This is a genomic window from Phenylobacterium sp. (assembly GCF_031360265.1).
Taxonomy (GTDB): Bacteria; Pseudomonadota; Alphaproteobacteria; order Caulobacterales; family Caulobacteraceae; genus Phenylobacterium.
On the sequence record NZ_JANMBF010000072.1, the window covers coordinates 1 to 24,590 of the forward strand.

The 24,590-nt window shown below is 69.4% G+C and carries 23 protein-coding genes and 1 pseudogene; 10 read left to right on the forward strand and 14 right to left on the reverse strand.

The genetic code is table 11. From position 1 onward, the window contains the following. From RMN86_RS05955 to RMN86_RS05970, 4 genes and pseudogenes are all read left to right on the forward strand, one after another. Positions 1-795, forward strand: a pseudogene (locus RMN86_RS05955) (chromosomal replication initiator protein DnaA); the annotation flags it as partial. Positions 796-1,007: 212 nt separating this feature from the next. After that, positions 1,008-1,364: a DUF6481 family protein gene (locus tag RMN86_RS05960; RefSeq protein WP_309604917.1), complete on the forward strand. Its 357-nt coding sequence runs from the start codon at positions 1,008-1,010 to the stop codon at positions 1,362-1,364. Positions 1,365-1,754: 390 nt separating this feature from the next. Further along, the gene (locus RMN86_RS05965) at positions 1,755-3,089 is read left to right on the forward strand and encodes an Hsp70 family protein (RefSeq protein WP_309604918.1); all 1,335 of its coding nucleotides are present in this window, start codon (positions 1,755-1,757) and stop codon (positions 3,087-3,089) included. 66 nt (positions 3,090-3,155) lie between these two features. After that, positions 3,156-3,806 carry a glutathione S-transferase family protein gene (locus tag RMN86_RS05970; protein WP_309604919.1) on the forward strand — a complete coding sequence of 217 codons (651 nt, stop codon included), beginning with the start codon at positions 3,156-3,158 and terminating at the stop codon, positions 3,804-3,806. A 56-nt stretch (positions 3,807-3,862) separates the two neighbouring features. On the opposite strand, the gene RMN86_RS05975 is transcribed toward RMN86_RS05970, so the two are convergent. The 5 genes from RMN86_RS05975 to acs all read right to left on the reverse strand — a co-directional run bounded on the left by RMN86_RS05975 (position 3,863) and on the right by acs (position 11,951). Continuing rightward, complete coding sequence (locus RMN86_RS05975) at positions 3,863-6,700, reverse strand: pitrilysin family protein (RefSeq protein ID WP_309604920.1); 2,838 nt, start codon at positions 6,698-6,700, stop codon at positions 3,863-3,865. Positions 6,701-7,080: 380 nt separating this feature from the next. Then, the gene (locus RMN86_RS05980; protein ID WP_309604921.1) at positions 7,081-8,064 is read right to left on the reverse strand and encodes an NADP-dependent oxidoreductase; all 984 of its coding nucleotides are present in this window, start codon (positions 8,062-8,064) and stop codon (positions 7,081-7,083) included. Between the two features lie 51 nt (positions 8,065-8,115). Further along, positions 8,116-9,090, reverse strand: coding sequence for a small ribosomal subunit Rsm22 family protein (locus tag RMN86_RS05985; protein ID WP_309604922.1), 975 nt, complete (start codon positions 9,088-9,090; stop codon positions 8,116-8,118). Continuing rightward, complete coding sequence (locus RMN86_RS05990) at positions 9,087-9,653, reverse strand: SRPBCC family protein (RefSeq protein WP_309604923.1); 567 nt, start codon at positions 9,651-9,653, stop codon at positions 9,087-9,089. Before RMN86_RS05990 ends, RMN86_RS05985 begins: the two co-directional genes overlap by 4 nt. A gap of 18 nt (positions 9,654-9,671) precedes the next feature. After that, entirely contained in the window at positions 9,672-11,951 is a 2,280-nt protein-coding gene (gene acs, locus RMN86_RS05995) for an acetate--CoA ligase (protein WP_405041326.1), read from the reverse strand. Between the two features lie 167 nt (positions 11,952-12,118). On the opposite strand from acs, the gene RMN86_RS06000 reads away from it, so the two are divergent. Together RMN86_RS06000 and RMN86_RS06005 are read left to right on the forward strand one after the other, a co-directional pair. Continuing rightward, a complete protein-coding gene (locus tag RMN86_RS06000; protein ID WP_309604925.1) occupies positions 12,119-12,592 on the forward strand; it encodes a hypothetical protein in 474 nt (157 codons plus the stop codon). A gap of 216 nt (positions 12,593-12,808) precedes the next feature. Then, positions 12,809-13,558 carry a creatininase family protein gene (locus tag RMN86_RS06005; protein ID WP_309604926.1) on the forward strand — a complete coding sequence of 250 codons (750 nt, stop codon included), beginning with the start codon at positions 12,809-12,811 and terminating at the stop codon, positions 13,556-13,558. Here the strand turns inward: RMN86_RS06005 and RMN86_RS06010 are convergent. The 6 genes from RMN86_RS06010 to tsaD all read right to left on the reverse strand — a co-directional run bounded on the left by RMN86_RS06010 (position 13,533) and on the right by tsaD (position 18,163). After that, positions 13,533-14,369, reverse strand: a complete 837-nt coding sequence (locus RMN86_RS06010; RefSeq protein ID WP_309604927.1) for a sterol desaturase family protein — start codon at positions 14,367-14,369, stop codon at positions 13,533-13,535. The genes RMN86_RS06005 and RMN86_RS06010 overlap by 26 nt on opposite strands. 130 nt (positions 14,370-14,499) lie before the next feature. Then, positions 14,500-15,249 carry a PEPxxWA-CTERM sorting domain-containing protein gene (locus RMN86_RS06015; RefSeq protein WP_309604928.1) on the reverse strand — a complete coding sequence of 250 codons (750 nt, stop codon included), beginning with the start codon at positions 15,247-15,249 and terminating at the stop codon, positions 14,500-14,502. Between the two features lie 184 nt (positions 15,250-15,433). Next, positions 15,434-15,799 carry a Rieske 2Fe-2S domain-containing protein gene (locus RMN86_RS06020; protein ID WP_309604929.1) on the reverse strand — a complete coding sequence of 122 codons (366 nt, stop codon included), beginning with the start codon at positions 15,797-15,799 and terminating at the stop codon, positions 15,434-15,436. Continuing rightward, positions 15,786-16,070 (reverse strand): YciI family protein, encoded by a 285-nt coding sequence (locus RMN86_RS06025; protein WP_309604930.1) that lies wholly within the window; start codon positions 16,068-16,070, stop codon positions 15,786-15,788. Before RMN86_RS06025 ends, RMN86_RS06020 begins: the two co-directional genes overlap by 14 nt. A gap of 3 nt (positions 16,071-16,073) precedes the next feature. Beyond that, the gene (locus tag RMN86_RS06030; RefSeq protein ID WP_309604931.1) at positions 16,074-17,060 is read right to left on the reverse strand and encodes an NAD(P)H-dependent glycerol-3-phosphate dehydrogenase; all 987 of its coding nucleotides are present in this window, start codon (positions 17,058-17,060) and stop codon (positions 16,074-16,076) included. Beyond that, a complete protein-coding gene (gene tsaD, locus RMN86_RS06035; RefSeq protein WP_309604936.1) occupies positions 17,057-18,163 on the reverse strand; it encodes a tRNA (adenosine(37)-N6)-threonylcarbamoyltransferase complex transferase subunit TsaD in 1,107 nt (368 codons plus the stop codon). Before tsaD ends, RMN86_RS06030 begins: the two co-directional genes overlap by 4 nt. 70 nt (positions 18,164-18,233) lie before the next feature. Here tsaD and hemC point away from each other — a divergent pair, with 70 nt between their 5' ends. Continuing rightward, entirely contained in the window at positions 18,234-19,211 is a 978-nt protein-coding gene (gene hemC, locus RMN86_RS06040; protein ID WP_405041324.1) for a hydroxymethylbilane synthase, read from the forward strand. A gap of 169 nt (positions 19,212-19,380) precedes the next feature. Here hemC and RMN86_RS06045 read toward each other — a convergent pair whose 3' ends face one another. Beyond that, positions 19,381-20,250: a helix-turn-helix domain-containing protein gene (locus tag RMN86_RS06045; RefSeq protein ID WP_309604932.1), complete on the reverse strand. Its 870-nt coding sequence runs from the start codon at positions 20,248-20,250 to the stop codon at positions 19,381-19,383. Between the two features lie 337 nt (positions 20,251-20,587). Continuing rightward, a complete protein-coding gene (locus RMN86_RS06050; protein WP_405041327.1) occupies positions 20,588-20,749 on the reverse strand; it encodes a hypothetical protein in 162 nt (53 codons plus the stop codon). 344 nt (positions 20,750-21,093) lie between these two features. Between RMN86_RS06050 and typA the strand changes: the two genes are divergently transcribed. After that, a complete protein-coding gene (gene typA / locus RMN86_RS06055) occupies positions 21,094-22,926 on the forward strand; it encodes a translational GTPase TypA (RefSeq protein ID WP_309604933.1) in 1,833 nt (610 codons plus the stop codon). A gap of 38 nt (positions 22,927-22,964) precedes the next feature. Beyond that, the gene (locus tag RMN86_RS06060) at positions 22,965-23,642 is read left to right on the forward strand and encodes a hemolysin III family protein (RefSeq protein WP_405041325.1); all 678 of its coding nucleotides are present in this window, start codon (positions 22,965-22,967) and stop codon (positions 23,640-23,642) included. Here RMN86_RS06060 and RMN86_RS06065 read toward each other — a convergent pair. Then, entirely contained in the window at positions 23,639-24,091 is a 453-nt protein-coding gene (locus RMN86_RS06065) for a GNAT family N-acetyltransferase (protein ID WP_309604935.1), read from the reverse strand. The genes RMN86_RS06060 and RMN86_RS06065 overlap by 4 nt on opposite strands. Positions 24,092-24,149: 58 nt before the next feature. On the opposite strand from RMN86_RS06065, the gene RMN86_RS06070 reads away from it, so the two are divergent. Beyond that, the coding region (locus tag RMN86_RS06070; protein ID WP_309604938.1) for an aminotransferase class I/II-fold pyridoxal phosphate-dependent enzyme at positions 24,150-24,590 on the forward strand (441 nt) is incomplete at its 3' end.

Consider the following 24,590-nt stretch of genomic DNA (forward strand, 5'->3'; position numbering starts at 1 on the left):
TTCGTCAAGGCGATCCAGGACCGCCAGACTGCGGCGTTCAAGGACGAGCTGCGCAACGCCGACCTGCTGCTGATCGACGACGTGCATTTCGTCGCCGGCAAGACCTCGACCCAGGAAGAACTGTTCCACACCCTGATCGCCCTGGTCGAGGACGGCCGGCGCGTGGTGCTGACCGCCGATCGCTCGCCCACCGAGTTGTCGGAGATGGAGCCGCGCCTGCGCTCGCACCTGCAGGCGGGCCTGGTCTGCGGCATCGAGCCGGCCGACCGCGCCCTTCGCCTGGGCATCCTGGAGCGCAAGCTGCAGACGCTGGCCCTTCAGGGCCGGTTCCTGCCGTAGGCCAAGCCGGAGGTCCTGCAGTTCCTCGCCGACCGCTTCACCGACAGCGTCCGCGAGCTGGAAGGCGCGCTCAACACCCTGGTCGCCAGGGTTGGCGGGGACCTGGTCCGACTGAGCCTTGACGAGGCCCAGGCCATCCTGCGCCCGCACCTGTCGTGCACCGAGCGCAAGGTGACGGTGGATCAGATCCAGAAGACCGTGGCCGAGCACTATGGCCTGAGCCAGGCGGACCTGATTTCCGAGCGCCGGGCGCGCGCGGTGGCCCGCCCGCGGCAGGTGGCCATGTGGCTGGCCAAACAGATCACCACCCGCTCCCTGCCCGACATCGGCCGCCGCTTCGGAGGACGCGACCACACCACCGTGCTGCACGCGGTGCGCCGGATCGAGAGCCTGAAGGCCGAGGACCCACAGATCGCCCGCGACACCGACGTGCTGCTGAGGAAGCTCAGGGGCTAGTGGAATCGACGTTCCTCTGACGCCGCAACCGAGGCGTTGTTCTCCTCACCTTATGGAGGAGCAGAAGCCAGGCCTCAGACCTATTCGCTGGACAATGCCGGCTGAGCTGGAGGTCGATTCAGCTGAGGCGGCAGGCTTTCCGACGCGCCGGCGGCGAATGTTGTAGGGTGGACCTGCCGCGCAATCGCGGTCGAGCCGTCTGAAAGCGATCCATGAGAGACCTGAAGGGCTCCGCCTTCGATGAGCGCCTGGCCGCAGCGGCCGAGGCGAAGGCCGCGCTGCTGGCGAAACTGAAACCCAAGGCGACCGTCACCGCGCCCCCCGGCGCCAGTCGCGCGGCGGTGAAAGAGGCCGAATTGAAGGCTGTGCGTCAGGCGCGCGCCGACGAAAAGGAGGCCGCCCGCCTGGCCGCGGCCGACGCCCACGCTGAGGTTCAAGCCGGGGTCGCCGCCGCCGAGGAGGCCGCCCTGGCCGAAAAGCGCGGGGCGCGCAAGGAACGCAAGCAGCTCACCAAAGCCGAGGCGCAGCAGAAGCGCGACGCCCGTTACGCCGCGCGCAAGGCGCGGTAGAAGCTCGGGTTCTCACCCTCACCTTGGGCGGGCTACGGCATTCACCCATCTCACCGAAACGCCGGCCTTCTCCCCTTTTAGACCCTCGCGCAGAGCCCTCTCCCCCTTGCGGGGACCGTTGCGTAATTGGCGGATCGCGATTCTCTGTCGTTGAGCTGGGAGATATTCGATGGCGGTAAAGCGGACGGGCCAATTGAGTTTCGTGGACGCGTTGCTGGCGCAGGGCGTGGGCGGATCGGGGCGGCTGGACGCGTCCGAGCGCCCCGTTGGTCAACCAAGGATCAGCGCCGGCGCCGCAGATCCTTGATTGACCAACGGCGGAATACTGTTGCACGAGCCGCCCCTCACCCAACCCTCTCCCCACGCGGGGCGTGGGGAGAGGAGATCGACGTGACCTCGCCCCTCAGTTTCGGCCCCGTCAGTCTGGGTATCGACTTCGGCACGACCAACACCGTCGTGGCGCTGGCCGATGGGTTGGGGCCGGCGCACCTCGTGCGGTTCCCCGCGCCGGAGGGGGCCCTCTTCGCCTTCCGCAGCTGCCTGTCGTTCCACGCGCCCGTCGAGGCGCCGGCCGAGCGCGCCGTCGCCGCCGGGCCCTGGGCGATCGAGGCCTATGTGGAGGACCCCGCCGAGACGCGGTTCATCCAGTCGTTCAAGAGCTTCGCGGCGTCGGAGAACTTCACCGAGACCCAGGTGCTGGGCAAACGCTACCGCTTCGAGGACCTGCTCTCGACCTTCCTGCTGAAGCTTCGGGCCTATGCCGACGCGGAGATGATTGACCTGCCGGCCCGGGTGATCGTCGGTCGCCCGGTGATCTTCGCCGGCGCCGCGCCAAAGGAGGCCGTCGCGCTGGACCGCTACGAGACCGCCTTTCGCCGCATGGGCTTCTCCGAGATCCTCTACGCCTATGAGCCTGTGGGCGCGGCCTTCTTCTTCGCCAGGGAGCTCACCCGCGACGCGACCGTCCTGGTGGGCGATTTCGGCGGCGGGACCTCCGACTTCTCGATCATCCGCTTCGAGCGCGTTCCGGCCGGCAAGGGGGCGAGCGAGATCCGCGCCCATCCGCTAGGCCGTTCGGGCGTCGGCGTCGCCGGGGACGCCTTCGATTATCGGATCATCGACAACCTGGTGTCCCCAGCGCTAGGCAAGGGATCGAGCTACCTGAGCTTCGGCAAGACCCTGCCGATCCCCAACCGCTACTATTCGGCCTTCGCCCGCTGGGACCAGCTGGCCCTGATGCGCGCCAGCCGCGACATGCGCGAGATCCGCCGCCTGGTCCGCGACGCAAGCGAGCCCGAGAAGCTGGCGCGCCTAGTGGAGACCCTGGACGAAAACTACGGCTACCAGCTCTACCGCTCGGTTTCCCGCCTGAAGGAAGCATTGTCGGCGGCGGATCGGGCGACGTTCCGCTTCGCGGCCGGCTCGATCACGCTTGAGGGCGAGGTGCGGCGCGCGACCTTTGAGAGCTGGATCGCCCCGGAGCTGGCCTTGATCGAGGGCGCCGTGGACGCGGCCCTGGCCGACGCCGGACTGGCGCCTGGCCAGATCGACCGGGTCTTCCTGACCGGCGGCTCCTCCCTGGTGCCCGCCGTCCGCGCGATTTTCCATCGCCGGTTCGAAGCCTCGCGCATCGAGACCGGGGCGGAACTGGAATCCATCGCCTCGGGCCTGGCGCTGATCGGCCGCGAACGCGACCTCGGCCGCTGGACCACGCGGGCGGCCTGACCGTCGCTGGACTTTCCTCGCCGACGCCTTAAGTGCGGCGGGCGACGCCGTCGCGGGGAGCCCGGCATGATCCTGATCGGCCACTATGACAGCCCGTTCGTCCGCCGCGTCGCCATCGCCCTTCGCCTCTATGGCATTGCCTACGAACACCGCGCCTGGTCGGTGTTCGCCCAGAGCCAGGAAATTGCCGCCTACAATCCGCTGAAGCGCGTCCCGACACTCATCCTTGACCCCGATGCCGGTGAAGGGGGCGAGGTGCTGATCGAGAGCGCCGCCATCCTCGACTGGCTGGACGAGATCGTCGGCGCCGACCGCGCCCTGATCGCCGACAGCGGCCCGCAACGCCGCGCCGCGCTGAAAGTCTGCGCGCTCGCCTCGGGCCTGGCCGACAAGGCCGTCAGCCTGGTCTACGAACGCGCCGTCCACGGCCGCCAGACGCCGCTGTGGGTCGAACGCTGCCGCTCGCAGATCGACGGCGTGCTGGCCGCGTTGGAGGCCGACCGCGCCGCGCGGCCCGGCCCCTGGTGGTTTGGCGAGGCGATCAACCACGCCGATATCCTGGTCGGCTGCGCCTTGAGGTTCCTCAGCGAAGCCCACCCCGAGGCGTTTGACCCGGCCCGCTGGCCGGCGCTCGCCACCCATGCCGCGGCGTGCGAGGCCCTGCCGGACTTCGCCGCCGTGGTCCTGCCGTTCTTCGTCTCGCCCCCGAAGGCGTAGGACCGCATCAGGCTGGCGGCGTGCGCCGCGGCGGCGCCCCCTCAGGGACCGGCCCGTTATTTCCCCGCCGACACCAGCGTGGGCGAGTCCAGGTCCAGCCTGTCGATAGGGATGACCACCAGATCCGGGCGGCTGGCCTTCAGCGCCGCGCCGAAGGCCTTGGCGTCGCCGGCGACGATGGTGCTGGCCTTGGCCGGATCGAACAGCCGGGCGGCGGCGGCCTGCACCTGGCCCGGCGAGACCGCCTCGACGCGGGCGGTGTAGTGGCCGATCTCATCCAGCGGCACGCCATAGAGCGCCAGGTTGCCGAGCACGCCGGCCAGGCCCCCGGTGGTCGCCAGCCGGCGGCCATAGCCACCGACCAGCGTTGACTTGCGCGCGGTCAGCTCGTCGGCGCCGGCCGGGGTCGCGGCGAGCGCGGTCATCTGGGCGGTGATCAGGTCCAGCACCTGGGCGGCGGACTCGTTCTTGGTCTGGGCCACGGCGCGGAAGGCGCCGGTGGTGCGATTGGCCGACAGGCTGGACGAGGCGCCATAGGACAGCCCCCGCTTGACCCGGATCTCCAGGTTCAGCCGCGCCGAATAGCCGCCGCCCAACAGGGTGTTGGCGACAATCGCCGGATAGTAGTCCGGGTCGCCCCGGGCGATGGACGGGCTGGCCAGGGTCACCGCCGCCTGCCCCGTGCCGGGAAGGTCGATGGCCAGGCTGCGCGGCCGCGCCCGGGGTGAGATCGTCGGCGCGCGCGCCAGCGGCGCCTTGGGCCTGGCCCAGGTTCCGAACGCCGCCTGGGCGAGCGCGAACCCCTGCTCGGCGGAAATGTCGCCGGCGAGCACCAGGATCGCGTTGTCCGGCCGATACCAGGCGCGGTGGATGGCGCGCAGGTCTTGGGGCTTCAGCCGGGCGATGGAGCCGGGGGCGCCGGTCGCCACATGGCCGAAGGCGGTGCCTGCGAAGATCACCGGCGCCGTCGCCATCCTGGCGACCTCGCCGGGCTCCTGATAGGCGACCTTCAGACCATCCAGCGCCTGCACCCGCTGGCGCTCCAGCTCCGCCGCGGCGAAGGCCGGATTGCGCGCCACATCGGCCAGGATCGCCATCCCCGCGGCCAGCTTGTCGGACATCACATTCAGGGTGACGGTCGAATCCTCAAGGGTCGCGCCAGAGTCCAGCGTGGCGCCCAGCGCCTCGACCTGGCGCGCGATGGTCTGCGCCGAGCGCGTCCGGGTGCCCTCGGTCAGCATCCCGGCGGTCATGCCGGCCGCGCCGGAGAGTCCCCGCGGATCGGCCCAGGCGCCGGTCCGGATCGTCAGGTTGGCGGTCACCAGCGGCAGGGTGGAGGACCGCGCCACGATCACCCGCAGGCCGTTGGCCAGGGTCTTTTCGGCGGGTTTCGGCAGCCTTGGGGCCACCGGCGCGCCAAGCGGCGGCGGCGGCTGTCGCTGGCCCTCGGCGGCCAGGGCATAGACCGGCCCGTCGTAGGTCGTGGAGACGGCCGGGATCGGCGCGGCGGCCGCGACCTCGCCCTTTGGCCTCTCGCTTTCCGGGCGGTAGCGGATGGTCATCCGGGTGCGCGGATCGAGGAACTTGCGGGCCACCCGCTGCACGTCTGCGGCGGAGACGGCCTGCAGGTCGGCCAGCTCGCTATTGGCCTTGGCCGCGTCGCCGTCGATGCTGAGCGCGTAGCCCAGCGCGAAGCCGCGCCCATCCAGGGTCTCGCGTTCGCGCAGCTTGCCGGCGACCAGTTCGTTCTTGGCTTCATTCAGCTCCGCGGCGGTCGGCGGCCGGTCGCGCAGGGCCTGGACCTGGGCCAGCAGGGCCGTCTCGCCCTCGGCGAGGGTGTGGCCCGAGGCCATCACCGCGCCGACCATGAAGTTCCCCGGCTGGGCCGGCAGGTCGGCGTTGGAATAGATCTCCGCGGCGATCTGCTGTTCATAGACCAGCGCGTTGTAGAGCCTGGACGACTTGCCGGCCGACAGGATGGCGTCCAGCACCTTCAGGGCCGGTGCGTCCGGATCGGAGGCCTTGGGGCCCAGCCAGGTGATCGCCACCGCCGGCAGGGGGACATTGGGGCCATAGCCGTCATAGACGCCGGGACCCTGGCGCGGCGGCTCGACGATGGTGACGCGCCGGATCGCCCTGGCAGGCGCCTTCAGGACGCCCAGGTACTTGTCGATCCAGGCGTTCAGCCGGGCCTCGTCAAAGTTGCCGACCACGATCAGGGCGGCGTTGTCGGGCCGGTAGTAGGCCTCGTGGAAGGCGCGGACGTCGTCGATGGTCGCCGCGTCCAGCTCCTCGATCGAGCCGATGCCCGGCCGGTGATAGGGATGGATCGCGTAGGTCGCCTGCGGCACATAGAGGCTGAACAGCCGCCCGTAGGGCGAGGCCAGCACCCGCTGGCGCAGCTCCTCCTTGACCACGTCGCGCTCGGATTTGAAGTTCGCCTCGTCGATCACCAGCGAGCCCATCCGCTGGCTCTCCGCCCAGATCAGCCGCTCCAGGTGGCTGGCCGGAACCACCTCATAGTAGTTGGTGAAGTCGTCGTAGGTGGAGGCGTTGTTGACCCCGCCCACATCCTCGGTCAGGCGGTCGAAACTCTCGGCCGGCAGGTCGCGGGTGGCCTTGAACATCATGTGCTCGAACAGGTGCGCGAAGCCGGACCGCCCCTGTGGATCGTCCTTCGACCCTACCCCGTACCAGACCTGCACCGTGACGTTCGGCGTCGCCCGGTCCAGCGAGGTGAAGACCTGCAGTCCGTTCGGCAGCGTCCGCTGCTTGTAGACGATCGGCGGGACCTGGCTGGCCCTGGCGGCCGGCGCGGCCTGCGCCCCGCCGGCAAGGTTGAGGCCGAGGCAGATCGTGATGACGGCGAGGGTGCTCAAGGCGTGGCGGATCATGGAGCTTCCGAGGTTCGCGGCGGGTTGCGCTTCCTTAGCACCCGCCGCGGCGTTCGGAACCTTACGGCTCTGTCATGTCGGCTCGACCAAGGACAGGGAAGGAACCTCCTGTTCGGCCCAGGGGGAACCAAGGTTGGTGACCCAGGCAATTCGACTCTGATCGTCATCGCCCGGCCTGTCCGGGCGACCCATGATCTCCGCTCCGAAGATAGGGACCGCTGCGGCGCCGCCGCTTCCAATCTGCAAATACGGAGATCATGGGTGGCCCGGACAGGCCGGGCCACGACGTAATTTAATAGAGTCAGTAGATTGGCTGGGTCTCCTTTGTGGGGGACCCGCAGCGCAGCGGCCCCCGATGGGGTGACGGCGGCGGCGGCGCGTCAGCTCGCCAGCCGCACCAGCATCTTGCCCGCGTTCTGGCCCGCCATCAGGCCGATCAGGGCGGCGGGCGCATTGGCGATGCCGTCCATTACCGTCTCCTGGTACTTTACCCGGCCGTCCTTCAGCCAGCCGGCCATGTCGCGCTGGAAATCGGCGTAGAGGTGCATGAAGTCGGTGGCCACGAAGCCGCGCAGCGTCACCCGAGAATAGATGATGTTCGACAGGTTCGAGACCGCCGAGTGCCCGGAGTTGTAGCCGGAGATGAAGCCGCAGACGGGGATGCGCCCCAGCGTGTTCATCCGCCGCAGAGCCGCCTCCAGATGGTCGCCGCCGACGTTGTCGAAATAGACGTCGACGCCCTTCGGTGTGGCGTCTTCGAGGGCCTGGCGGATCGACTGGGTCTTGTAGTTGATCACGGCGTCGAGCCCCACCTCGTCGCGCAGCCACTTGGCCTTGTCGTCCGAGCCGGTGGAGCCGACCACATAGCAGCCCTTGATCTTGGCGATCTGGGCCGCGACCGAGCCTACCGCGCCGCCCGCCGTGGAGACGAACACCTGCTCTGCGTCCTTCAGTTGGCCGATGTGCAGCAGGCCGCCATAGGCCGTGAAGCCGGTGCCGCCCAGGGCATGCATGTGCACCGTCAGTGGCAGGTCGGGATCGGGCGTCAGCCTCGTCAGCCCCTTGGCCGGGCTGGTGAAATATTCCCGGAAGCCCAGGCGGTGGGTCACGAGGTCGCCAACCGCAAAGCCATCGAGCCTGGACTGCACGACCCGGCCCAGGGCGCCGCCCATCATCGCCTCGTCCAGCGCCTGGCCGGCGGTCAGCCTTGGCCGCATGGCTGGATCCACCGACATCAACAGGTTGTGCACCAGAACCTCGCCGTCGGCGGCGTCGGCGACGTCGCGCTCGACCATGGCGAAATCCTGCGGCGCGGGCGCCCCGGTGGGGCGTTTGACGAGATGGATTTCACGGCTCTTGGGCATGGCGGGTCTCCGGAAACGGTCGGTGGAAAGGCGGGGCGGTCCGCGCGGGTGTCATAGGACGTCGCCCCACCCTAGCCTCCGGATCGCCGCATAGGCCACCTTGTCGCGCTTGGCGACCAGGCGAGACTCCAACGCGCCATCAACGCCGCAGAGCTTGAGCGCGATGCCGGGCTTGCCCGTACGTGGCGGAGCCAGGATCCGCGGCCGGGCCGGGCCCAGGGCGACGCCGGGCCGGGCAGCAATCAGATAGCTGTAGCGCTCGTCCTCGAAGGGGACCTCCGCGCCCTTGGCCAGCCGGTGGTCGCGGCTGCGCGGCAGGCGGACCGACATGTGGCACCAGTCCTCGCCCACCAGCGGGCAGGCCGCCTGATGGGGGCATGGCGCGATCACAGTTGCACCGATATCGAAGAGTATTTCCCGCGCGGCCAGTATGCGCCGATAGCCAGCCGGTGTGCCGGGCTCGACCAGCACCAGCAGACCGTCGCAGGACGTCCATAATTCGATGATGGTCGAGGTTTGCCGGTCTGCCGCGATCTCCGCCAGGGCGTAGCTGGCGATCACCAGGTCCGCCCGGGGCCAGGGGCCGGCCGCGGTCAGGTCCCCCCGCACCGCCTGCGCTTCACGCAGACCCTGCGGGCCGGCGGCGGCCAGCTGCCGCGCCAGCGCCAGGAACGGCGAGCTGGCATCAAGCCAGGTCAGCGCGGCGAGCCTTGGCCAGGCGTCCACCGCCGCCCAGCTCGCGGCCCCGGTCCCGGCGCCGGCGTCCAGCAGGCTGGCTGGCGCGAAGTCCGGAGCCCGCCGCGCCGCCTCAGCCAGCACCGCCGCGCAGGCCGCATAGGTGGCCGGCAACCGGGTCAGGGCATAGGCCAGCGCGTCGTCAGCCTCGACGATCACCGCCGAAGACGGCTGGCCGGCGCGATAGGCCCGCGAGGCGCGCGCCGCGCGCTCGGCCAGCCCCTTGCGCGGCACGCCCTCCAGGGCCTTGTCGATGGCCGCGCGCAGGCTGGCCGGCAGGTCGGGGGTCATTGGGCCCTGGCCATGGCTTCGCGTCGAAAGGCCAGCAAGGCCGCCGGCACCTCGCGGCGCAAGGCCAGCCGCGCGAGCCAGCCGGGGGCGGCGAACGGCGCAGCGATGCGCGCCTCATAGCTCACCCGCACCGCGCCGGGGCGGGGCTCGACCCGCCACGCGCCCTCGAACACCGCCAGGTCGCCGCCGGTGCGGTGGAACCTGATGCTCTGGTTCGGGTCGTAGTCCGAACGGAAGACATTGCGGACAGTAGGCAGGAAGGTCATCCGGCTGACGTACTCCCGAACGTCCCAGCGGCCGGCGGGGTCGCGGTCCAGGATGCGGCAGCTCTTCAGGTTGGCGACCATGCGGGGCGCCAGATCGCAGTCGGTCATCACCTTCCAGACCGTCTCGATCGGCGCGGCGATGTCGACGACGCCCCGCACCAGGCCGGAGGTCCCGTCCGGGTCCGCGGTCACCTCGACGAAGGGCCGCCCGTGGCTCAGCGCCGCCGCCGCCGTGGCCGGCGGCTCGAAGGCCGCGGCCGGACCCGCCAGGGCCACAAGCAGGACGCAAAGGCGCATCGCCGTGGCCCGGCCCGCCTAGTCCGAAGTCTTGAGAAGTTCGTCGAGCACGGTCGGATCCGACAGCGACGACGGGTCGCCCAAATTGCTCAGGTCGCCGGCCGCCACCTTGCGCAGGATGCGGCGCACCACATGGCCCGCCCCGGAGCCCGCCTTGGCGCGCGGCATGGCCGACAGGAACCGCAACGACCGCGGCGCGGCGTCGGGCCCGATCTCGCGGCGCACCAGGCCCTTGAGCTCGGCCTCCAGCATGTCGCTGGCCGTGGCGTCGGCCGCGACCACCACGAAGGCCGTGACGCCGTGCAAACCGGAGACGCAGACCGCCTCGGCGACGCCGTCGTGGCCTTCCAGCACCTGCTCGACATCACCGGCGGCGACCCGGTGGCCGCCCACCGCGATCATGTCCGGCGCGCCGTCTTCCGAGCGATTGCGCACCAGATCGTCGACCACGCCGGGATCGGCCAGCGTCGAGATGTCGCCGAGGTTGGCGATGTCGCCCTCGGCGACCTTGCGCAGGATGCGGCGCATGATCTTGCCGGATCGGGTCTTCGGCAGCCCGGGCGCGAACTGGATCACGTCGGGCGATGCGAACGGCCCGATTTCGCGCCGCACCCAGTTGCGCAACTCCGGCTCCAGGGCCGCGGACGGTGCGATGTCGGCATTGAGGGTGACGAAGCAGTAGATACCCTGGCCCTTGAGTTCGTGCGGGTAGCCGACCACGGCGGCCTCGGCCACGGTGTTGTGGCCGACCAGGGCGCTCTCGATCTCGGCGGTGCCCAGCCGGTGACCGGAGACGTTGATCACATCGTCCACGCGCCCTGTGATCCAGTAGTCGCCGTCAGCGTCGCGTCGGGCCCCGTCGCCGGTGAAATACTTGCCGGGATAGGTGGTGAAGTAGGTCGAGATGAACCGTGCGTGGTCGCCATAGACCGTGCGCATCATGCCTGGCCAGCCGTCGGTCAGGCACAGGTTCCCGCTCGCCGCCCCCTCCAGCACCCGGCCCTCGGCATCGACCAGCTGGGCCTTCACCCCGGGCAGAGGCTTGGCGCAGGACCCGGGCTTCAGCGCCGTGGCGCCAGGCAGCGGGCTCATCAGGCAGGCGCCCGTCTCGGTCTGCCACCAGGTGTCGACGATCGGGCAGAGGCCATCGCCCACCACCCGATGATACCAGAGCCAGGCCTCCGGATTGATCGGCTCGCCGACGGTGCCGAGCAGGCGGATGGACCGGCGCGAGGTCCGCTTCACCGGCTCTTCGCCCTCGCGCATCAGGGCGCGGATGGCGGTGGGCGCGGTGTAGAAAATCTCCACCTTGTGCTTGTCGCAGACCTCCCAGAAGCGCGAGGAGGTCGGATAGTTGGGCACGCCCTCGAAGATCACGGTGGTCGCCGCATTGGCCAGCGGGCCATAGACCACATAGCTGTGGCCGGTGACCCAGCCGACGTCGGCCGTGCACCAGAAGACCTCGCCAGGTCGGTAGTCGAACACCAGCTCGTGGGTGTGTGCGGCCCAGGTCAGGTAGCCGCCGGTGGTGTGCAGCACCCCCTTCGGTTTGCCGGTCGAGCCGGAGGTGTAGAGGATGAACAGCGGGTCCTCGGCGTTCATCGGCTCGGGATCGCAGCGGTCTGAGACGGTGGCCTTGATATCGGAATAGAAGACGTCGCGGCCTTCGGTCATCGGCACGTCGGCCCGGGTGCGCCGGACCACGATCACGTCGGTGACGCCCGGGCAGGATTTCAGAGCCTCATCGACGTTGCGCTTCAGCGGCACCGGCTTGCCGCCACGAAGGCCCTCGTCGGCGGTGATGACGATCCTTGAATCGCAATCCTGGATGCGGCCGGCGATGGAGTCCGGCGAAAAGCCGCCGAAGATCACCGAATGGATCGCCCCGATGCGCGCGCAGGCCAACATGGCGTAGGCGGCCTGGGGGATCATCGGCAGGTAGATGGTGACCCGGTCGCCCTTCTTGACGCCCCTGGCCTTCAGCACATTGGCCATCCGACAGACTTCGTCGAGCAGCTGTCCGTAGGTGATCTCGTCGCTGACGGAGCCGTCGTCGCTCTCCCAGATGATCGCCGTCTGGTGTTCGCGCTGCGGCAGGTGGCGGTCGATGCAGTTGACCGAGACGTTCAGGATCCCGTCGGCGAACCACGTCACCCGGAAGTCCTTGGCGTCGAAGGAGACGTCCTTGACCTTCGTGAACGGGGTCATCCAGTCGAGCCGCTGGGCGACGTCCGTCCAATAGCCGTCGGGGTCGGCCTCCACCCGGACCAGGGCGGCCTCATAGCCGGCCGCGGTCATCAGGGCGCCGTCGGCCCAGGCCTGGGGAACCGGAAATACTTCGCCGTCAGACACCTGAGCGCACTCCTGAAGACAAGGGTCGGATGGAGTATTCCCACAGGTGGCCCCGGCGCAACCGCCGCGGCGCCGCGCTTGCCGCGACTCGCTCGTGTCGCCATGGTCCGGTGATGCTTCGCAAAGGTTCGCTGGGCGCGTTTTCAGCGCTCTCGCTGCTCGTCTCCGGCTGCGGTCTCAACCCAAGCGGGGATGCGACGCAGGGGATCGTCAAGTTCCTCGGGGCGGTGCGGCGCGGTGACTCGGTCGCGATCGAAGCGGGGCTCGACAGGCCCGCGCTGCGGAACAATTTGCACGACCAGCTTGCGGAATTTGGCCGCGCCAGCAGCCTCGACGTCGGCGGCGGACCCTCGGAATTCGCGCTGGACAGGATGATCACCACGCAATCCATCCGTCGCGCGGAAGCGCATTCGCGCCTGCCCGCCGCACCGACCCTCGCCGAAGTCGGCCCTCTGGTCCGGATGGCGGACAAGACCCACGCCTGCCTGCAGGACGCCGCCCGAAAATCCTGTTCACTCTCCTTTGCAAAGCGGGGCGGACGCTGGCGGCTGGTGGCGATGCCAGCGACCGAAGCGGAGGCCCTATAGCGTGCTGGATCTGAAGTTCGCCTTCCTGACGGATCCGGCTCTGGGCGACCCTCAGAGTCAAGAAATTCACTAAGAAACAATGGCTTGCTAGTGTTCCCATAGCTTCCGAAGTTCGACCGCACCAGCCGCAAGCGCCTGCGAATTTCCCAATCGGGACACTAGCCCGTCGAGGTTCCAGCGCCTATGCCCTAGACACCGTCCACGAAGGCCGCCCGCATGCTGCTGCATCTGTCCACCTGGCAAGAGGTCGAGGACCACCTCAAACGCTCCAGGACGGTGGTGATCCCCATCGGCTCCAACGAGCAGCACGGACCCACGGGGCTGCTCGGCACCGACTGGCTCTGCCCGGAGATCATCGCCCATGAGGCGCAGAAGACCGCCGACCTGCTGGTGGCGCCGACCTTCAACATCGGCATGGCCCAGCATCACCTGGGCTTCCCCGGCACCATCGCTCTGCGGCCCTCGACCTTCATGGCGGCGATCGGCGACTGGTGCCGCAGCCTGGGCCTGGCCGGCTTCGAAAAGCTCTATTTCCTCAACGGACACGGCGGCAATGTCGCCACAATCGACGCGGCCTTCTCTGAACTCTATGCGGAAGCCACCTACGCCGGGCGCAACCGGGGCTTTGCCTGCAAGCAGAAGAACTGGTGGGAGCTGAGGGGCGTGCTGGGCCTGGCCAACCGTCAGTTCCCCACCGGCCACGGCAGCCACGCCACCCCCTCGGAGATCGCCGTCACCCAGTGGGCCTATCCCGACGCCATCAAGTCGGCGAACTACGCGCCGCAGATCGCCCCGACCGGCCCGATCCGCGAGGCCCTGGACTTCCGCGCCCGCTATCCCGACGGTCGCATGGGCTCTGACCCCGGCCAGGCCACGCCCGAAAAGGGCGGTGAGCTGGTGGCCGCCGCCGTCGCGGCCCTGATCGAGGACGTGGCGGCGTTCAGCGCGGAAGTGGCGCCGGCTTAGGACGCAGGCCGAAGGGCTCGATCAGCTGGCCCGCCATGCCGGGGGCGATCAGATGTTCGACGCCGTAGTCGTCTGGCAGCTGCTTGGGCAGGTAGTAGGTGCCGAAGATCAGGTCCATGCACGGCAGGATCGAGGCGTAGTTGTGGTCGATATGGTCGGTGCGGGTGTGGTGCCAGCGGTGGAAGGCCGGCGTCGAGACCACCCGCTCCAGGACCCCGAAGCGCCAGTTCAGATTGGCGTGGATGAAAAAGCTCCAGGCCAGGCCCACGATCACGAACAGCAGCGGGGCGAGATCCTGGCTTTCGCCCATCGGCTGGGCCAGACCCAGCGCGTAGAGCGGCACGACGCCAAGGAAGTGGCCGAAGGCGATATCCAGGGGGTGGGCGCGGGTCGCCACCAGCCAGTCGATCTGCTCGGCGCTGTGGTGTACGGCGTGGAAACGCCAGAGCCACGGAACCTCATGCATCCAGCGGTGGGCCCAGTAGTAGGTCGCCTCGCCCAGCACCAGTCCGGCGGCGACGCGGACCCAGAGCGGCAGGCCGCCTGCGACGGCGTAGACCTGGGCTGGGACCAGCAGGTGCAGCGCCCATCCCAGTAGCGCCAGGGGCGGGATCATCAGCACCTTGGGCAGGTAGTTGTTGAGGAAATAGTAGGCCAGGTCGCTGGCCAGGCCGCGGCGCAGGATCCTGGCCGGCCGCGCCGCGAAAAGCCGCTCGAGCGGCACGAAAATCACCGCCAGGAGCACCAGCCAGACACAGAGCCGGAACAGGTCCAGCGCCAGATGGGGGAGTTGCTGATAGAGCGCGGCCATGTCGAGGCAAGCCTAGGCAGGCAAAGGTGAAAGCCGGGTGGACGCAAAGGGCCGGGCGAGCGTTTTCACCGCCCGGCCGGCCCGTCGAGAGGCAAGCGCTCCGCAGCCGTTTGCGACGGCTGCGCGGGGTTCAGGCGGTGGCGGCCGTCGAGCGGCGGCGACGCGCCGCGGCGCCGACACTGCCGAGGCCCATGATCATCAGAGCCCAGGCCGCAGGCTCCGGAACGCCGCCCTTCAGCGACACGCCGTCCAGCAAGGCGAACGGCGGTTGACCGCCGCTAGGGCCACCCTTGGCCAGGAAGGACAGGGTCTCCGAGGCGCCGGTGGCGGTGAAGCTCATGGTCGCCAGCTTCCACGGCACGAAGCCGTGGTTGGCGTTGCTCACGACGCCGGTCGAATGGGTTTCAGCCCCCAGGCTGACATCCCAGCCCTCGGTGGTCGGGCCATTGAAGCCGAACTGCTGGGCGGCCGCCCAGTAGAACGACAGCTTGTAGGTCTGGCCGGCGACCAGGCCGGTGACGGTCTGGTCGATGGAGCCGATCTCGAAGGACGGGTCGGAGGCCAGGAAATTGCCGCCGTTCGGGCTGGAGGCGGTCATGCCGTTGGCGACGCCCTTGCCGGGACCCCACAGCGAGACATTGCCGTACTTGCCATTGCCGCCAACCGTGTCGGCTTCGCCCGGGCGGTAGACCCAGTTGTAGCCGTTGGTCGACCAGCTGGTGACCTGCTGGCTCGGAAACTGACCGCCGAACTGCGAGGAGACGGGCAGGGTCGTGGCTTCAAAGCCGCCGTTGGACACAAACTCGGTGGCGTGGGCGGACGCACTGACGGCCAGAGCCGCAAGGGTGGAAAGAGCCAGGACCGTCAATTTGGAAGACATGCTACGCCTCGAGACAACAGCCGCCGCGCGACCGGGAAATGGCCGAGGAGAACCCCCATCTCAGGAGCTAGCTCTGCCACAGCGGTCGGTGAACTATCGCGGCCGCCCGTAGGGCGCAACTCGTTGCAACCGCCGGGAGACGCGGTTCAACCTGGGGGGGATAATATCTCCCGCCAGGGGCATTTCAGCAGGTGAACACGGCCTCGCCGCGCACCTCGACCGGCCAGCTTGTCAAGCGAAGGCCCAGGCACGGGCTGCTGGCGCCTGCGCCGTCGAGCGTGAACAGCGCCCCGTGGCCGGTGCACAGGAGATGTCCCGCGTCGCGCGTCAGATAGCGGTCGTCGAAGGTGGCCAGCGGCCAGCCTGCGTGCGGGCAACTGTCCACATAGCCCACCAGCAACTCGCCCTTGCGCACGACGAAACCGGCGAAGATCCGGCCGTCGTCGCGGAAGCGGAATCCCTTGCCGCCAGGGTCAGCGATCTCGGCGAGCGCGCAGAGCCTGACCCCTGCGCCGGGCCGGGCCGGATTGGATTCGCTAGAGCTGGCCAAGGGTGACCCGAAACGGCTTGATCTCCACGCGCTCGAACAGCCCGGCCCTGCGATAGGGGTCGGCGGCGCTGAAGGCCTCCGCCGCCGCGAGATCTGCCGCCTCGAGGATCATCAGCGAGCCCGTCATGTCGCCAGCCTCGTCCAGGAGCGGCCCGCCGAGCTTCAGCGCGTCCCGCCGGGCTCCGGCATAGGCCAGGTGCGCGTCGCGGGTCGCCATTCGCAGGGCCAGCGAATTGGGCCTGTCGAGGCAGGTCAGGACAAACAGCGGCATCGGCTATTCCTCGCGCAGCGGTCGGGAGAGCAGGCCGCGGATGGCGGTATCGACGTCGACCTCGCCGGCCAGGATGGCGGCGGTGGCCTCGCAGATCGGCACGTCGACGCCGAGCTTGCGGGCGAGCTGGCGCACGGCGGGCGCGGAGGCCACGCCCTCGGCGACCGAGAGCTTGCCGGCCAGGGCCTGCTCCAGCGTCCGGCCGCCGCCCAGGGCCAGGCCGACGCTCATGTTGCGCGACTGCGGGCTGGAACAGGTGAGCACCAGATCGCCGAGCCCGCACAGCCCGGCCACCGTCTCGGCCTCGCCGCCCAGCGCCACGGCCAGCCGGGTCAGTTCGGAAAAGCCGCGGGTGATCAGGGCGGCGTGCGCGCTGCGGCCCAGGCCCCGGCCCTCGACGATACCGCAGGCGATGGCCAGCACGTTCTTGACCGCTCCGCCGGCCTCGGCGCCGATCATGTCGGTAGCGAAATAGGGTCGGAACGTCGGCGTCGCGATCTGTTCGGCCAGCTGCTCGGCGCAGCCCGGATCGGGACAGGCGAGCGTCACGGCCGTCGGCAGCCCGCGGGCCACTTCACCAGCGAAGCTCGGTCCCGACAGCACGGCGGGCTGGGCCTGTGGCAGGGTCTCGGCCAGCACCTGCGTCATCAGCTTCAGCGTGCCCTGCTCGACGCCTTTCGAGCAGAGCAGGATTCGCAGGCCGTCGCGGACGTGGGGGGCGAAGGCGGCGAGGGTGGCGCGCAGATGCTGCGCCGGCGCGACCGCCAGGACGAGGTCGCTGCCGGCCAGGTCAGCCAAGGCGACCGTGGCCCGGATGCCGGCGTCGAGGGTCACCCCGGGCAAAAAGCTGGCGTTCTCGTGGGCCGCGTTGACACTCGTCACCACGTCGGCTTCCCGCGCCCACAGCGTGGTCTCCAGCCCGGCCGTCGCGCAGACCTGGGCCAGGGCCGTGCCCCAGGCGCCACCGCCGATTACCCCCGCCTTGGTCATGCCTTCGCGCCCTTGCGGCCAGGAACGTGGATCGGGTTGGCCTGGGCCGCCACGGCATCTAACGGCCAGCGTGGCCTTGCGGGCGCATCGAGCGGATCGGACATCCCCAGGGCCAGCCGTTCGGCCCCGGCCAGGGCGATCATCGCGGCGTTGTCTGTGCAGTAGGCCAGCGGCGGGGCGGCGAAGGCAAACCCTTGCGCCCGCGCGCTCGCCTCCAGGGTGGCCCGGACCGCACGGTTCGCGGCCACCCCTCCGGCCACCACGAAGCGCAGGCCCACGCCTTCATGCTGAGCGGCGTAGGCGGTCATGGCGCGGTCGCTGCGCTCGGCCAGCTGGGTGGCGATGGCGGTCTGGACGGCGGCCGCGAGATCGCGACGTTCGGTCTCGGTCGAGAGTGTTTCGGCGAGCCGCGCGGCGGCGGTCTTCAGCCCGGAGAAGGAAAAATCGCAGTCCTTGCGGCCCAACAGCATCCTGGGCAGCTGATACCGCGCCGCATCGCCGCCCTCGGCCAGCGCCTCCAGCGCCGGGCCGCCGGGATAGGCCAGACCGAGCGTCTTGGCGATCTTGTCGAAGGCCTCACCCGCGGCGTCGTCGAGGGTGGAGCCCAGGCGGCGGCAGGCGCCGACACCCTCCACCGACAGCAGCTGGCAATGCCCGCCGGAGACCAGCAGCAAGAGGAAGGGATAGGCCACCTGCGCCGCCAGCCGCGCGGAAACCGCGTGACCCTCCAGGTGATTGACCGCCACCAGCGGCAGGCCGCGGGCCAGCGCGATGGCCTTGCCGAACGACAGCCCGACCATCACGCCGCCGACCAGTCCCGGACCAGCGGTTGCGGCGACGCCGGTCAGCGCCTCGAAGCCCAGGCCCGCCTCACGCAGCGCCCGGGCGGCGATGGCGTCGATGATCACCACATGCGCCCGCGCCGCGATCTCCGGCACCACCCCGCCGAACGGCGCATGCGCCGTGATCTGGCTGGCGATCACCGACGACAGCACCTCCACGTCGCCGTCAGGCGCAAGGCGCACCACGGCGGCGGCGGTCTCATCGCAGCTGGTCTCCAGGCCGAGGACCAGTTGAGGGATCGTGTTTGCAGGCAAGGTCATCCGGTTGCCGGGGGGCGCCGGCTCCTGTAGCAGGCGCATCTCGCTTCCGCTCCGAGGTAGACCGCCGCCCGTGCCCACGCAACCGCCTGCCCCTCATGTGCAAGTGCGGATCGGCGCGCGCGGGTCAAAGCTGTCGCTGGCCCAGGCCGGCCATATGCAGCGCCGCATCGCCGCGGCCCTGGGCGCCGACCCCGCGGACCTCGCCCAGGTCGAGGCGGTCGCCCCGCTGATTGTCATCACCACCACCGGCGACCGGGTGCAGGATCGCCGCCTCCTGGAGATCGGCGGCAAGGGGATGTTCACCAAGGAGATCGAGGAGGCGCTGCTGGGCGGCCGCATCGACTGCGCCGTCCACTCGCTGAAGGACATCCCGGCGCTGCTGCCGGACGGCCTGTGCATCGCCGCCATCCCCGAGCGCGAAGACCCCCGCGACGCCTTTCTGAGCTTGAAAGCCGAGCGGCTGGAGGACCTGCCGCGCAACGCGGTGCTCGGCACGGCCAGCCTGCGACGCCAGGCGCAGGCCCTGCACCGCCGTCCCGACCTCGACGTCCAGATGCTGCGCGGCAATGTCGATACCCGCCTGGCGAAGCTTGAGGCCGGGGTCGCCGACGCCATCCTGCTGGCCTTCGCGGGCTTGAAGCGCCTGGGCCTGGACCATCTGCCCCAGAGTCTGATCGATCCAGTGGAATGCCCCCCGGCCCCCGGACAGGGCGCCCTGGCGATCGAGACGCGCCTAGCCGATTGCGAGGCGGCGTGGGTGCGGGCGATCCGCCATGGGCCCTCCGTCGTCGCCGTGGCGGCTGAACGCGGCGCACTGGCGGCGCTGGAGGGCTCCTGCAAGACCGCCATCGGGGCCTACGCCCGGTTCGAGGGCGCGCATCTGAAGCTGATCGTCGAGGCCCTTTCGACCGACGGCCAGAAGCGCTTCCGCCACGCCGGCGAGGCGGACATGACCGAACTCGCCGACCCGGAGGCCTCGGCTCGGGCGCTGGGTCTGTCGCTGGGTCTGGCGGTCAAGGCGGAAGCCGGGGACGCGATCGATGTCTAGATTTTCGGGCCGACGCGATGATTCGAAAGGGAACGCGCGGCGGAGTCGCGTCTGCCCGTTGTGGCGACAGTGCGTGCAAAGCGCCCGAGATCAAAGCGCCTGAGATCAGTGGCCACCGGCAAGCGCGCCTCGCGGAATTCGGCGCGCCGCCGGGCCCTGGCGCCCATCCCTACCCCTCGACCGGGATCCACCACTCGACCCAGGCGCCGGGCCTGTCGGGCTGGAACAGGTCCGGATAGACCTCGAGGTCGGGCGCGCGCACCAGGCTCAGGCCGCAGTTTGGCACCCGGTCGCCCCAGATCTCGCGCACGGCCGACTGCATCTGCGGGTGCAGCGGGCCTCCGTCGAGCACCTGCCGGAACACCAGATAGGACCGGGCGGGCAACTCGATCACCTCGCATCCGGGCGGCGGCTCGGCGTCGGCCGCCAGCGCCACGCCGGCGATATAGTGCAGGCCCTGGCCGTCCGGCCTGGCGCAGCAGACGCCGAACGTCCCGCGGCCGACCTGGCCGGGAAGCGGCAGCCTCGGTCCGAACTGGTCCCAGAGCGCCGGAATGCCGGCCACGGTGGTCTCGTCAAAATCCTGGCCGAGGCCGGCGATGCGCAGGGCTGGCTTCTTCGCCGGCGCCGGGGCCTGGGTGAGGTTGGTGGCCGGCAGGCCCTCGGTGCGCATGACGAGTTGCTCCGTTCGCGGTGGGCGCACCCCGTCCCGGTAGCGGCCAGGCGCGATGCCGAAGGTGCGGGTGAAAGCGCGGGTAAAGCCTTCCTGGCTGTCGAACCCCCAGTCCAGCGCCAGGTCGATGAGCCGGGTCCTGGGACCGCTGCGCAGCTGCCCGGCGGCGGCCTCCAGGCGGCGGACGCGGACGTAGGCTATGGGCGACAGGCCGTAGCGGGCGGTGAACAGGCGCGAGAAGTGATAGGGCGACAGGCCGGCGGCGTCGGCCACGACGTTCAGGTCCAGGCGGCTGTCGAGATTGTCCTCGATATGCCGCCGCGCGCGGTCCATCGGATCAGTCTTTGGCTGCGGCCAGGCGTCCATGGCGTCATCATCGCGCCTGATCGCGGGCTTGTCTTGACCGGGTTTGCTTCGCGCGGCGCCGATCGCTTCTCCTCACCCGCGCAGCGGGGAGGGGTTGGGGTGGGGGTGCAGACTCGGCGGCGGGCGTTTGCTCACCGTCTTCACCGCGACGTCTGCGAGTCAGAGCAGACACTCCCGCACCCAACCCTCTCCCCCTTGACGGGACCGTTGCGCGACGGCGGCTGATTGATGGTTTCAGGTTGGGCGGTTGGCTGGGTGGTGCTGGAGGCGTGTTTCTTGCCGCTTGCGGGTGTCCCCGGGGTGCGGTTGGGCCATTTTGGACGCAGTCGTGGCGTGGTCAGGCGGGGCTAAGGGTCACCCAGCGCCGCATGTTGAAGGCCATGGCGACGAGCAGCACCTGGGCGTGGGCCCTGGCAAGGCCGAGGTAGCGGATGGCGGTGAGGCCCATCCGTTCCGGCGCCCGAGCGTACTCTCCGTGGCGCAATTCGACCGCGCCCATGCCGCGCCGTTCGCGCGCGGGCCAAAAAAAAGCCGCGCCCGGAGGCGCGGCAGTTCATTGGGAGGAAACGCCCAGGAAGGGCAGAGGCGTCAAGGACGCCTCACCAGCTCCATATACGCCGCACTGCACCATGACGCAAGCCATGGACGGTAAAAATCCCATGTTATCATAAGTCTCAGCCGGAAAAACCTGAAATTTCCGCGCCTTGCGCTGGCCGATTTCGGCGCCATCTTGGTTGCAGCGCACAAGAACCGGTCCGCCCGAGCAACTCCGCACTGGCCCCGGAGCCCCGGCTCGCCTACAAGCGCGCCTTCCTCGCCCCCCGAGACACCTCGTTCAAGTCCATGTCGCTCCGCAACATCGCCATCATCGCCCACGTCGACCACGGCAAGACCACGCTCGTCGACCAGCTGCTCGCCCAGTCGGGCGTGTTCCGCGCCAATGAGGCGCACGCCGAACGCGCCATGGACTCCAACGACCAGGAGCGCGAGCGCGGGATCACCATCCTGGCCAAATGCACCTCGGTGCTGTGGCACGGCGAGGCGGGCGACACCCGCATCAACATCATCGACACCCCCGGCCACGCCGACTTCGGCGGCGAGGTGGAGCGGATCCTGGGCATGGTGGACGGCTGCGTCTTGCTGGTCGACGCCGAGGAAGGGGTCATGCCGCAGACCAAGTTCGTGCTCGGCAAGGCGCTGAAGATGGGCCTGCGGCCGATCGTCTGCCTGAACAAGGTCGACCGCGCGCATGCCGATCCCGACCGGGTGCTGAACGACGCCTTCGACCTGTTCGCGGTCATGGGCGCCACCGACGACCAGCTCGACTTCCCGCACATCTACGCCTCGGGGAAACAGGGGTGGGCGACGCTGGACATGGCCAAGCCCAACGACAATCTGGCGCCGCTGTTCGACATGATCGTCAGCCATGTGCCCGAGCCCAAGGCCATCGCCCGCAAGGACGGCCCCTTCCAGATCCTCTCGGTGCTGATCGAGAACGATCCCTTCCTCGGCCGCCTTTTGACCGGCCGCATCGAGAGCGGCAAGGCGACACCCGGCCTGGCGATCCACGCACTCGGCATCGACGGCAAGGAAATCGAGCGTGGCCGGATCACCAAGGTGCTGGCCTTCCGCGGCCTGAAGCGCCAGCCGGTGGATGACGCCGAGGCCGGCGACATCGTCGCCATCGCCGGACTCTCCAAGGCCACCGTCGCCGACACCCTGTGCGCCATGGAAGTCACCGACGCCCTGCCCGCGCAACCGATCGATCCGCCGACCATCTCGATGACCGTCAGCGTCAACGACAGCCCGCTCGCCGGCCGCGAAGGCGACAAGGTGCAGAGCCGGGTGATCGCCGCGCGCCTCCTGAAGGAAGCCGAGGCCAACGTCGCGATCCGGGTGTCCGAGACCCCCGACCGCGACGCCTATGAGGTCGCCGGCCGCGGCGAACTGCAGCTGGGCGTGCTGATCGAGAGCATGCGCCGCGAGGGCTTCGAACTGTCCATCAGCCGCCCGCGCGTGGTGTTCCAGACCGACCCGGAGACCGGCGAGCGGATGGAGCCCATCGAAGACGTGATGATCGACGTGGACGACGAGTTCTCGGGCATCGTCATCGAGAAGCTGTCAGCGCGCCGCGCCGAGCTGAAGGACATGGGCCCGTCCGGCGCCGGCAAGACCCGCCTGTCCCTGATGAGCCCGTCGCGCTCGCTGATCGGCTACCAGGGCGAGTTCCTCACCGACACCCGCGGCTCTGGCGTGCTCAATCGGGTGTTCAGCCACTATGAGGCCTACAAGGGCGCCATCGACGCCGGCCGCAAGGGCGTGCTGGTCTCCAACTCCGAGGGCGAGACCGCTGCCTTCGCGCTGTGGAACCTGGAGGACCGGGGCACCATGTTCGTCGGCGGCGGCGAGAAGACCTACCAGGGCATGATCATCGGCGAGAACAGCCGCGGCGACGACCTCGACGTCAATCCGATGAAGGCCAAGCAGCTCACCAACATCCGCTCCGCCGGCAAGGACGAGGCCGTCCGCCTGATCCCGCCGCGCCGCCCGACCCTGGAACAGGCCATCGCCTATATCGAGGAAGACGAGCTGGTGGAGGTCACGCCCAAGTCCATCCGCCTGCGCAAAAAGGTGCTGAACCCCAGCTTCCGCAAGAAGCGGGTCAAGGAAGACTAGACGCCCGAGCCGGCGGCGTGGAACGTGGAGACCAGGAGATGCAGATGACCCTCGTTCCCGCGACCAAGCCACCCCGCCACTATCCGACCCCCGCCGCCAAGTGCGCCGACCTGGTGGTGCATATCGTCGGCCTGACGCTGGCCCTGATCGGCGGGATAATCCTGCTGTTGCTGGCGGTCCGCGCCGGATCGATCACCCGGGTAGTCGGCGTCTCGATCTATGCGGCGGGCGTCATCGCCATGCTGGCGTTTTCCACCGCCTACAATTTCGCCAAGGCCCGCTATCGCCCGGTTCTGCGCCGGCTCGACCATGCCGGTATCTTCCTGATGATCGCCGGCTCCTACACGCCGTTCACCATCCACAATCTGCACGGCGGCTGGGCCTGGGGGATGACCGCGGCGGTGTGGTCGATCGCCGGCATCGGCGCGCTGGGCAAGCTGTTCGCGCCCAAGGTCGACCGCAAGCTCTGGGTCGCTGTCTATCTGGCGCTGGGCTGGCTGGTGGTGGTGGCGCTGAAACCCATGATCCACAACGTCTACTGGGTAGCGCTGCTGCTGCTGGTGGCCGGCGGCGTGCTCTATTCCACCGGCGTGATCTTCTATGTGAACAGGCGCCTGAAGTTCTCCCGCGCCATCTGGCACGGCCACGTGGTGGCCGCCGCCGCCGCCCACTGGACCGCCGTGCTGATCGGCGTGGTGCTGATGAGCCGCGGTTAGTAGCGCCGCTCCATGAACACGTCGGCGCGGACATAGGCGGTCTCGGCCGGCTCCAGATGGGTGAAGCCGCTGGCCTTGTAGAGCGCCAGCGCCGGCGCAAGGCTGGAATTGGTCTCCAGATAGAGCCGCGGCGCCCCGTCCTCAGCGCCCGCCGCGATGCACCGCGCCATAAGCCGGCGCCCCAGCCCGGACCCACGCCAAGTCTCCGAGACGGTCATCTTGGCCACCTCATAGCCGCCGTCGGCCATCTTCAGCAGCGCCACGCACCCCACCGCTTCGCCGTCCGCCAGCGCCATGAAGATCCGTCCGCCCTTGGCGATGATCTGCCCCTGCGGATCGCCCAGCACCTGACGGTCCTTGGCCTCCATGGTGAAGTGCCGGCCGATCCAGGCCTCGTTCAGCGCCCTGAAGGCCGCCGCGTGTTCCGGCTGATATTCGACGATCTCCATGGACGGACGCCCCCTGGCTGGTCATGAAGGCGAACCTTCAGTGCGACACCCCGTTCTAATGGCCAACCCGATCTTCTCAAGCCTGCCGACCACCATCTTCGAGGAGATGTCGGGCCTGGCCCGGTCCCTGGGCGCCATCAACCTGGGCCAGGGGTTTCCCGACGATCCGGGGCCGCAGGCGATCCGCGCCAAGGCCGCCGACGCGATCCTCAATGGCTACAACCAGTATCCGCCGATGGCCGGCCTGCCGGAGCTGCGTCAGGCGGTCGCCGCCCACTATGCCCGCACCCAGGGCCTCGATCTCGACGGTCTGAGCGAGGTGACCATCACCTCCGGCGCCACCGAGGCCCTGGCCGCAGCCTTCTTCGCCCTGATCGAGACCGGCGACGAGGTGATCGTCTTCCAGCCGGTCTATGACGCCTACCTGCCGCTGATCCGCCGCGCCGGCGGCGTGCCGAAGCTGGTCAGCCTGCAACCGCCGCACTGGCGCCTCGACCGG

Excerpts from the sequence above, each read along its gene's own strand:
- RMN86_RS06030 (WP_309604931.1), bottom strand. The coding sequence starts at position 17,060 with ATGACCAAGGCGGGGGTAATCGGCGGTGGCGCCTGGGGCACGGCCCTG.
- RMN86_RS05980 (WP_309604921.1), bottom strand. The coding sequence starts at position 8,064 with ATGCCCAAGAGCCGTGAAATCCATCTCGTCAAACGCCCCACCGGGGCG.
- RMN86_RS06025 (WP_309604930.1), bottom strand. The coding sequence starts at position 16,070 with ATGCCGCTGTTTGTCCTGACCTGCCTCGACAGGCCCAATTCGCTGGCC.
- RMN86_RS05975 (WP_309604920.1), bottom strand. The coding sequence starts at position 6,700 with ATGATCCGCCACGCCTTGAGCACCCTCGCCGTCATCACGATCTGCCTC.
- RMN86_RS06000 (WP_309604925.1), top strand. The coding sequence starts at position 12,119 with ATGCTTCGCAAAGGTTCGCTGGGCGCGTTTTCAGCGCTCTCGCTGCTC.
- RMN86_RS05985 (WP_309604922.1), bottom strand. The coding sequence starts at position 9,090 with ATGACCCCCGACCTGCCGGCCAGCCTGCGCGCGGCCATCGACAAGGCC.
- RMN86_RS06065 (WP_309604935.1), bottom strand. The coding sequence starts at position 24,091 with ATGGAGATCGTCGAATATCAGCCGGAACACGCGGCGGCCTTCAGGGCG.
- RMN86_RS06010 (WP_309604927.1), bottom strand. The coding sequence starts at position 14,369 with ATGGCCGCGCTCTATCAGCAACTCCCCCATCTGGCGCTGGACCTGTTC.
- typA (WP_309604933.1), top strand. The coding sequence starts at position 21,094 with ATGTCGCTCCGCAACATCGCCATCATCGCCCACGTCGACCACGGCAAG.
- RMN86_RS06045 (WP_309604932.1), bottom strand. The coding sequence starts at position 20,250 with ATGGACGCCTGGCCGCAGCCAAAGACTGATCCGATGGACCGCGCGCGG.
- acs (WP_405041326.1), bottom strand. The coding sequence starts at position 11,951 with ATGACCGCGGCCGGCTATGAGGCCGCCCTGGTCCGGGTGGAGGCCGAC.
- RMN86_RS06060 (WP_405041325.1), top strand. The coding sequence starts at position 22,965 with ATGCAGATGACCCTCGTTCCCGCGACCAAGCCACCCCGCCACTATCCG.
- RMN86_RS06005 (WP_309604926.1), top strand. The coding sequence starts at position 12,809 with ATGCTGCTGCATCTGTCCACCTGGCAAGAGGTCGAGGACCACCTCAAA.
- tsaD (WP_309604936.1), bottom strand. The coding sequence starts at position 18,163 with ATGACCTTGCCTGCAAACACGATCCCTCAACTGGTCCTCGGCCTGGAG.
- RMN86_RS05970 (WP_309604919.1), top strand. The coding sequence starts at position 3,156 with ATGATCCTGATCGGCCACTATGACAGCCCGTTCGTCCGCCGCGTCGCC.
- RMN86_RS06050 (WP_405041327.1), bottom strand. The coding sequence starts at position 20,749 with ATGGGCGCGGTCGAATTGCGCCACGGAGAGTACGCTCGGGCGCCGGAA.
- RMN86_RS06015 (WP_309604928.1), bottom strand. The coding sequence starts at position 15,249 with ATGTCTTCCAAATTGACGGTCCTGGCTCTTTCCACCCTTGCGGCTCTG.
- RMN86_RS05960 (WP_309604917.1), top strand. The coding sequence starts at position 1,008 with ATGAGAGACCTGAAGGGCTCCGCCTTCGATGAGCGCCTGGCCGCAGCG.
- RMN86_RS05990 (WP_309604923.1), bottom strand. The coding sequence starts at position 9,653 with ATGCGCCTTTGCGTCCTGCTTGTGGCCCTGGCGGGTCCGGCCGCGGCC.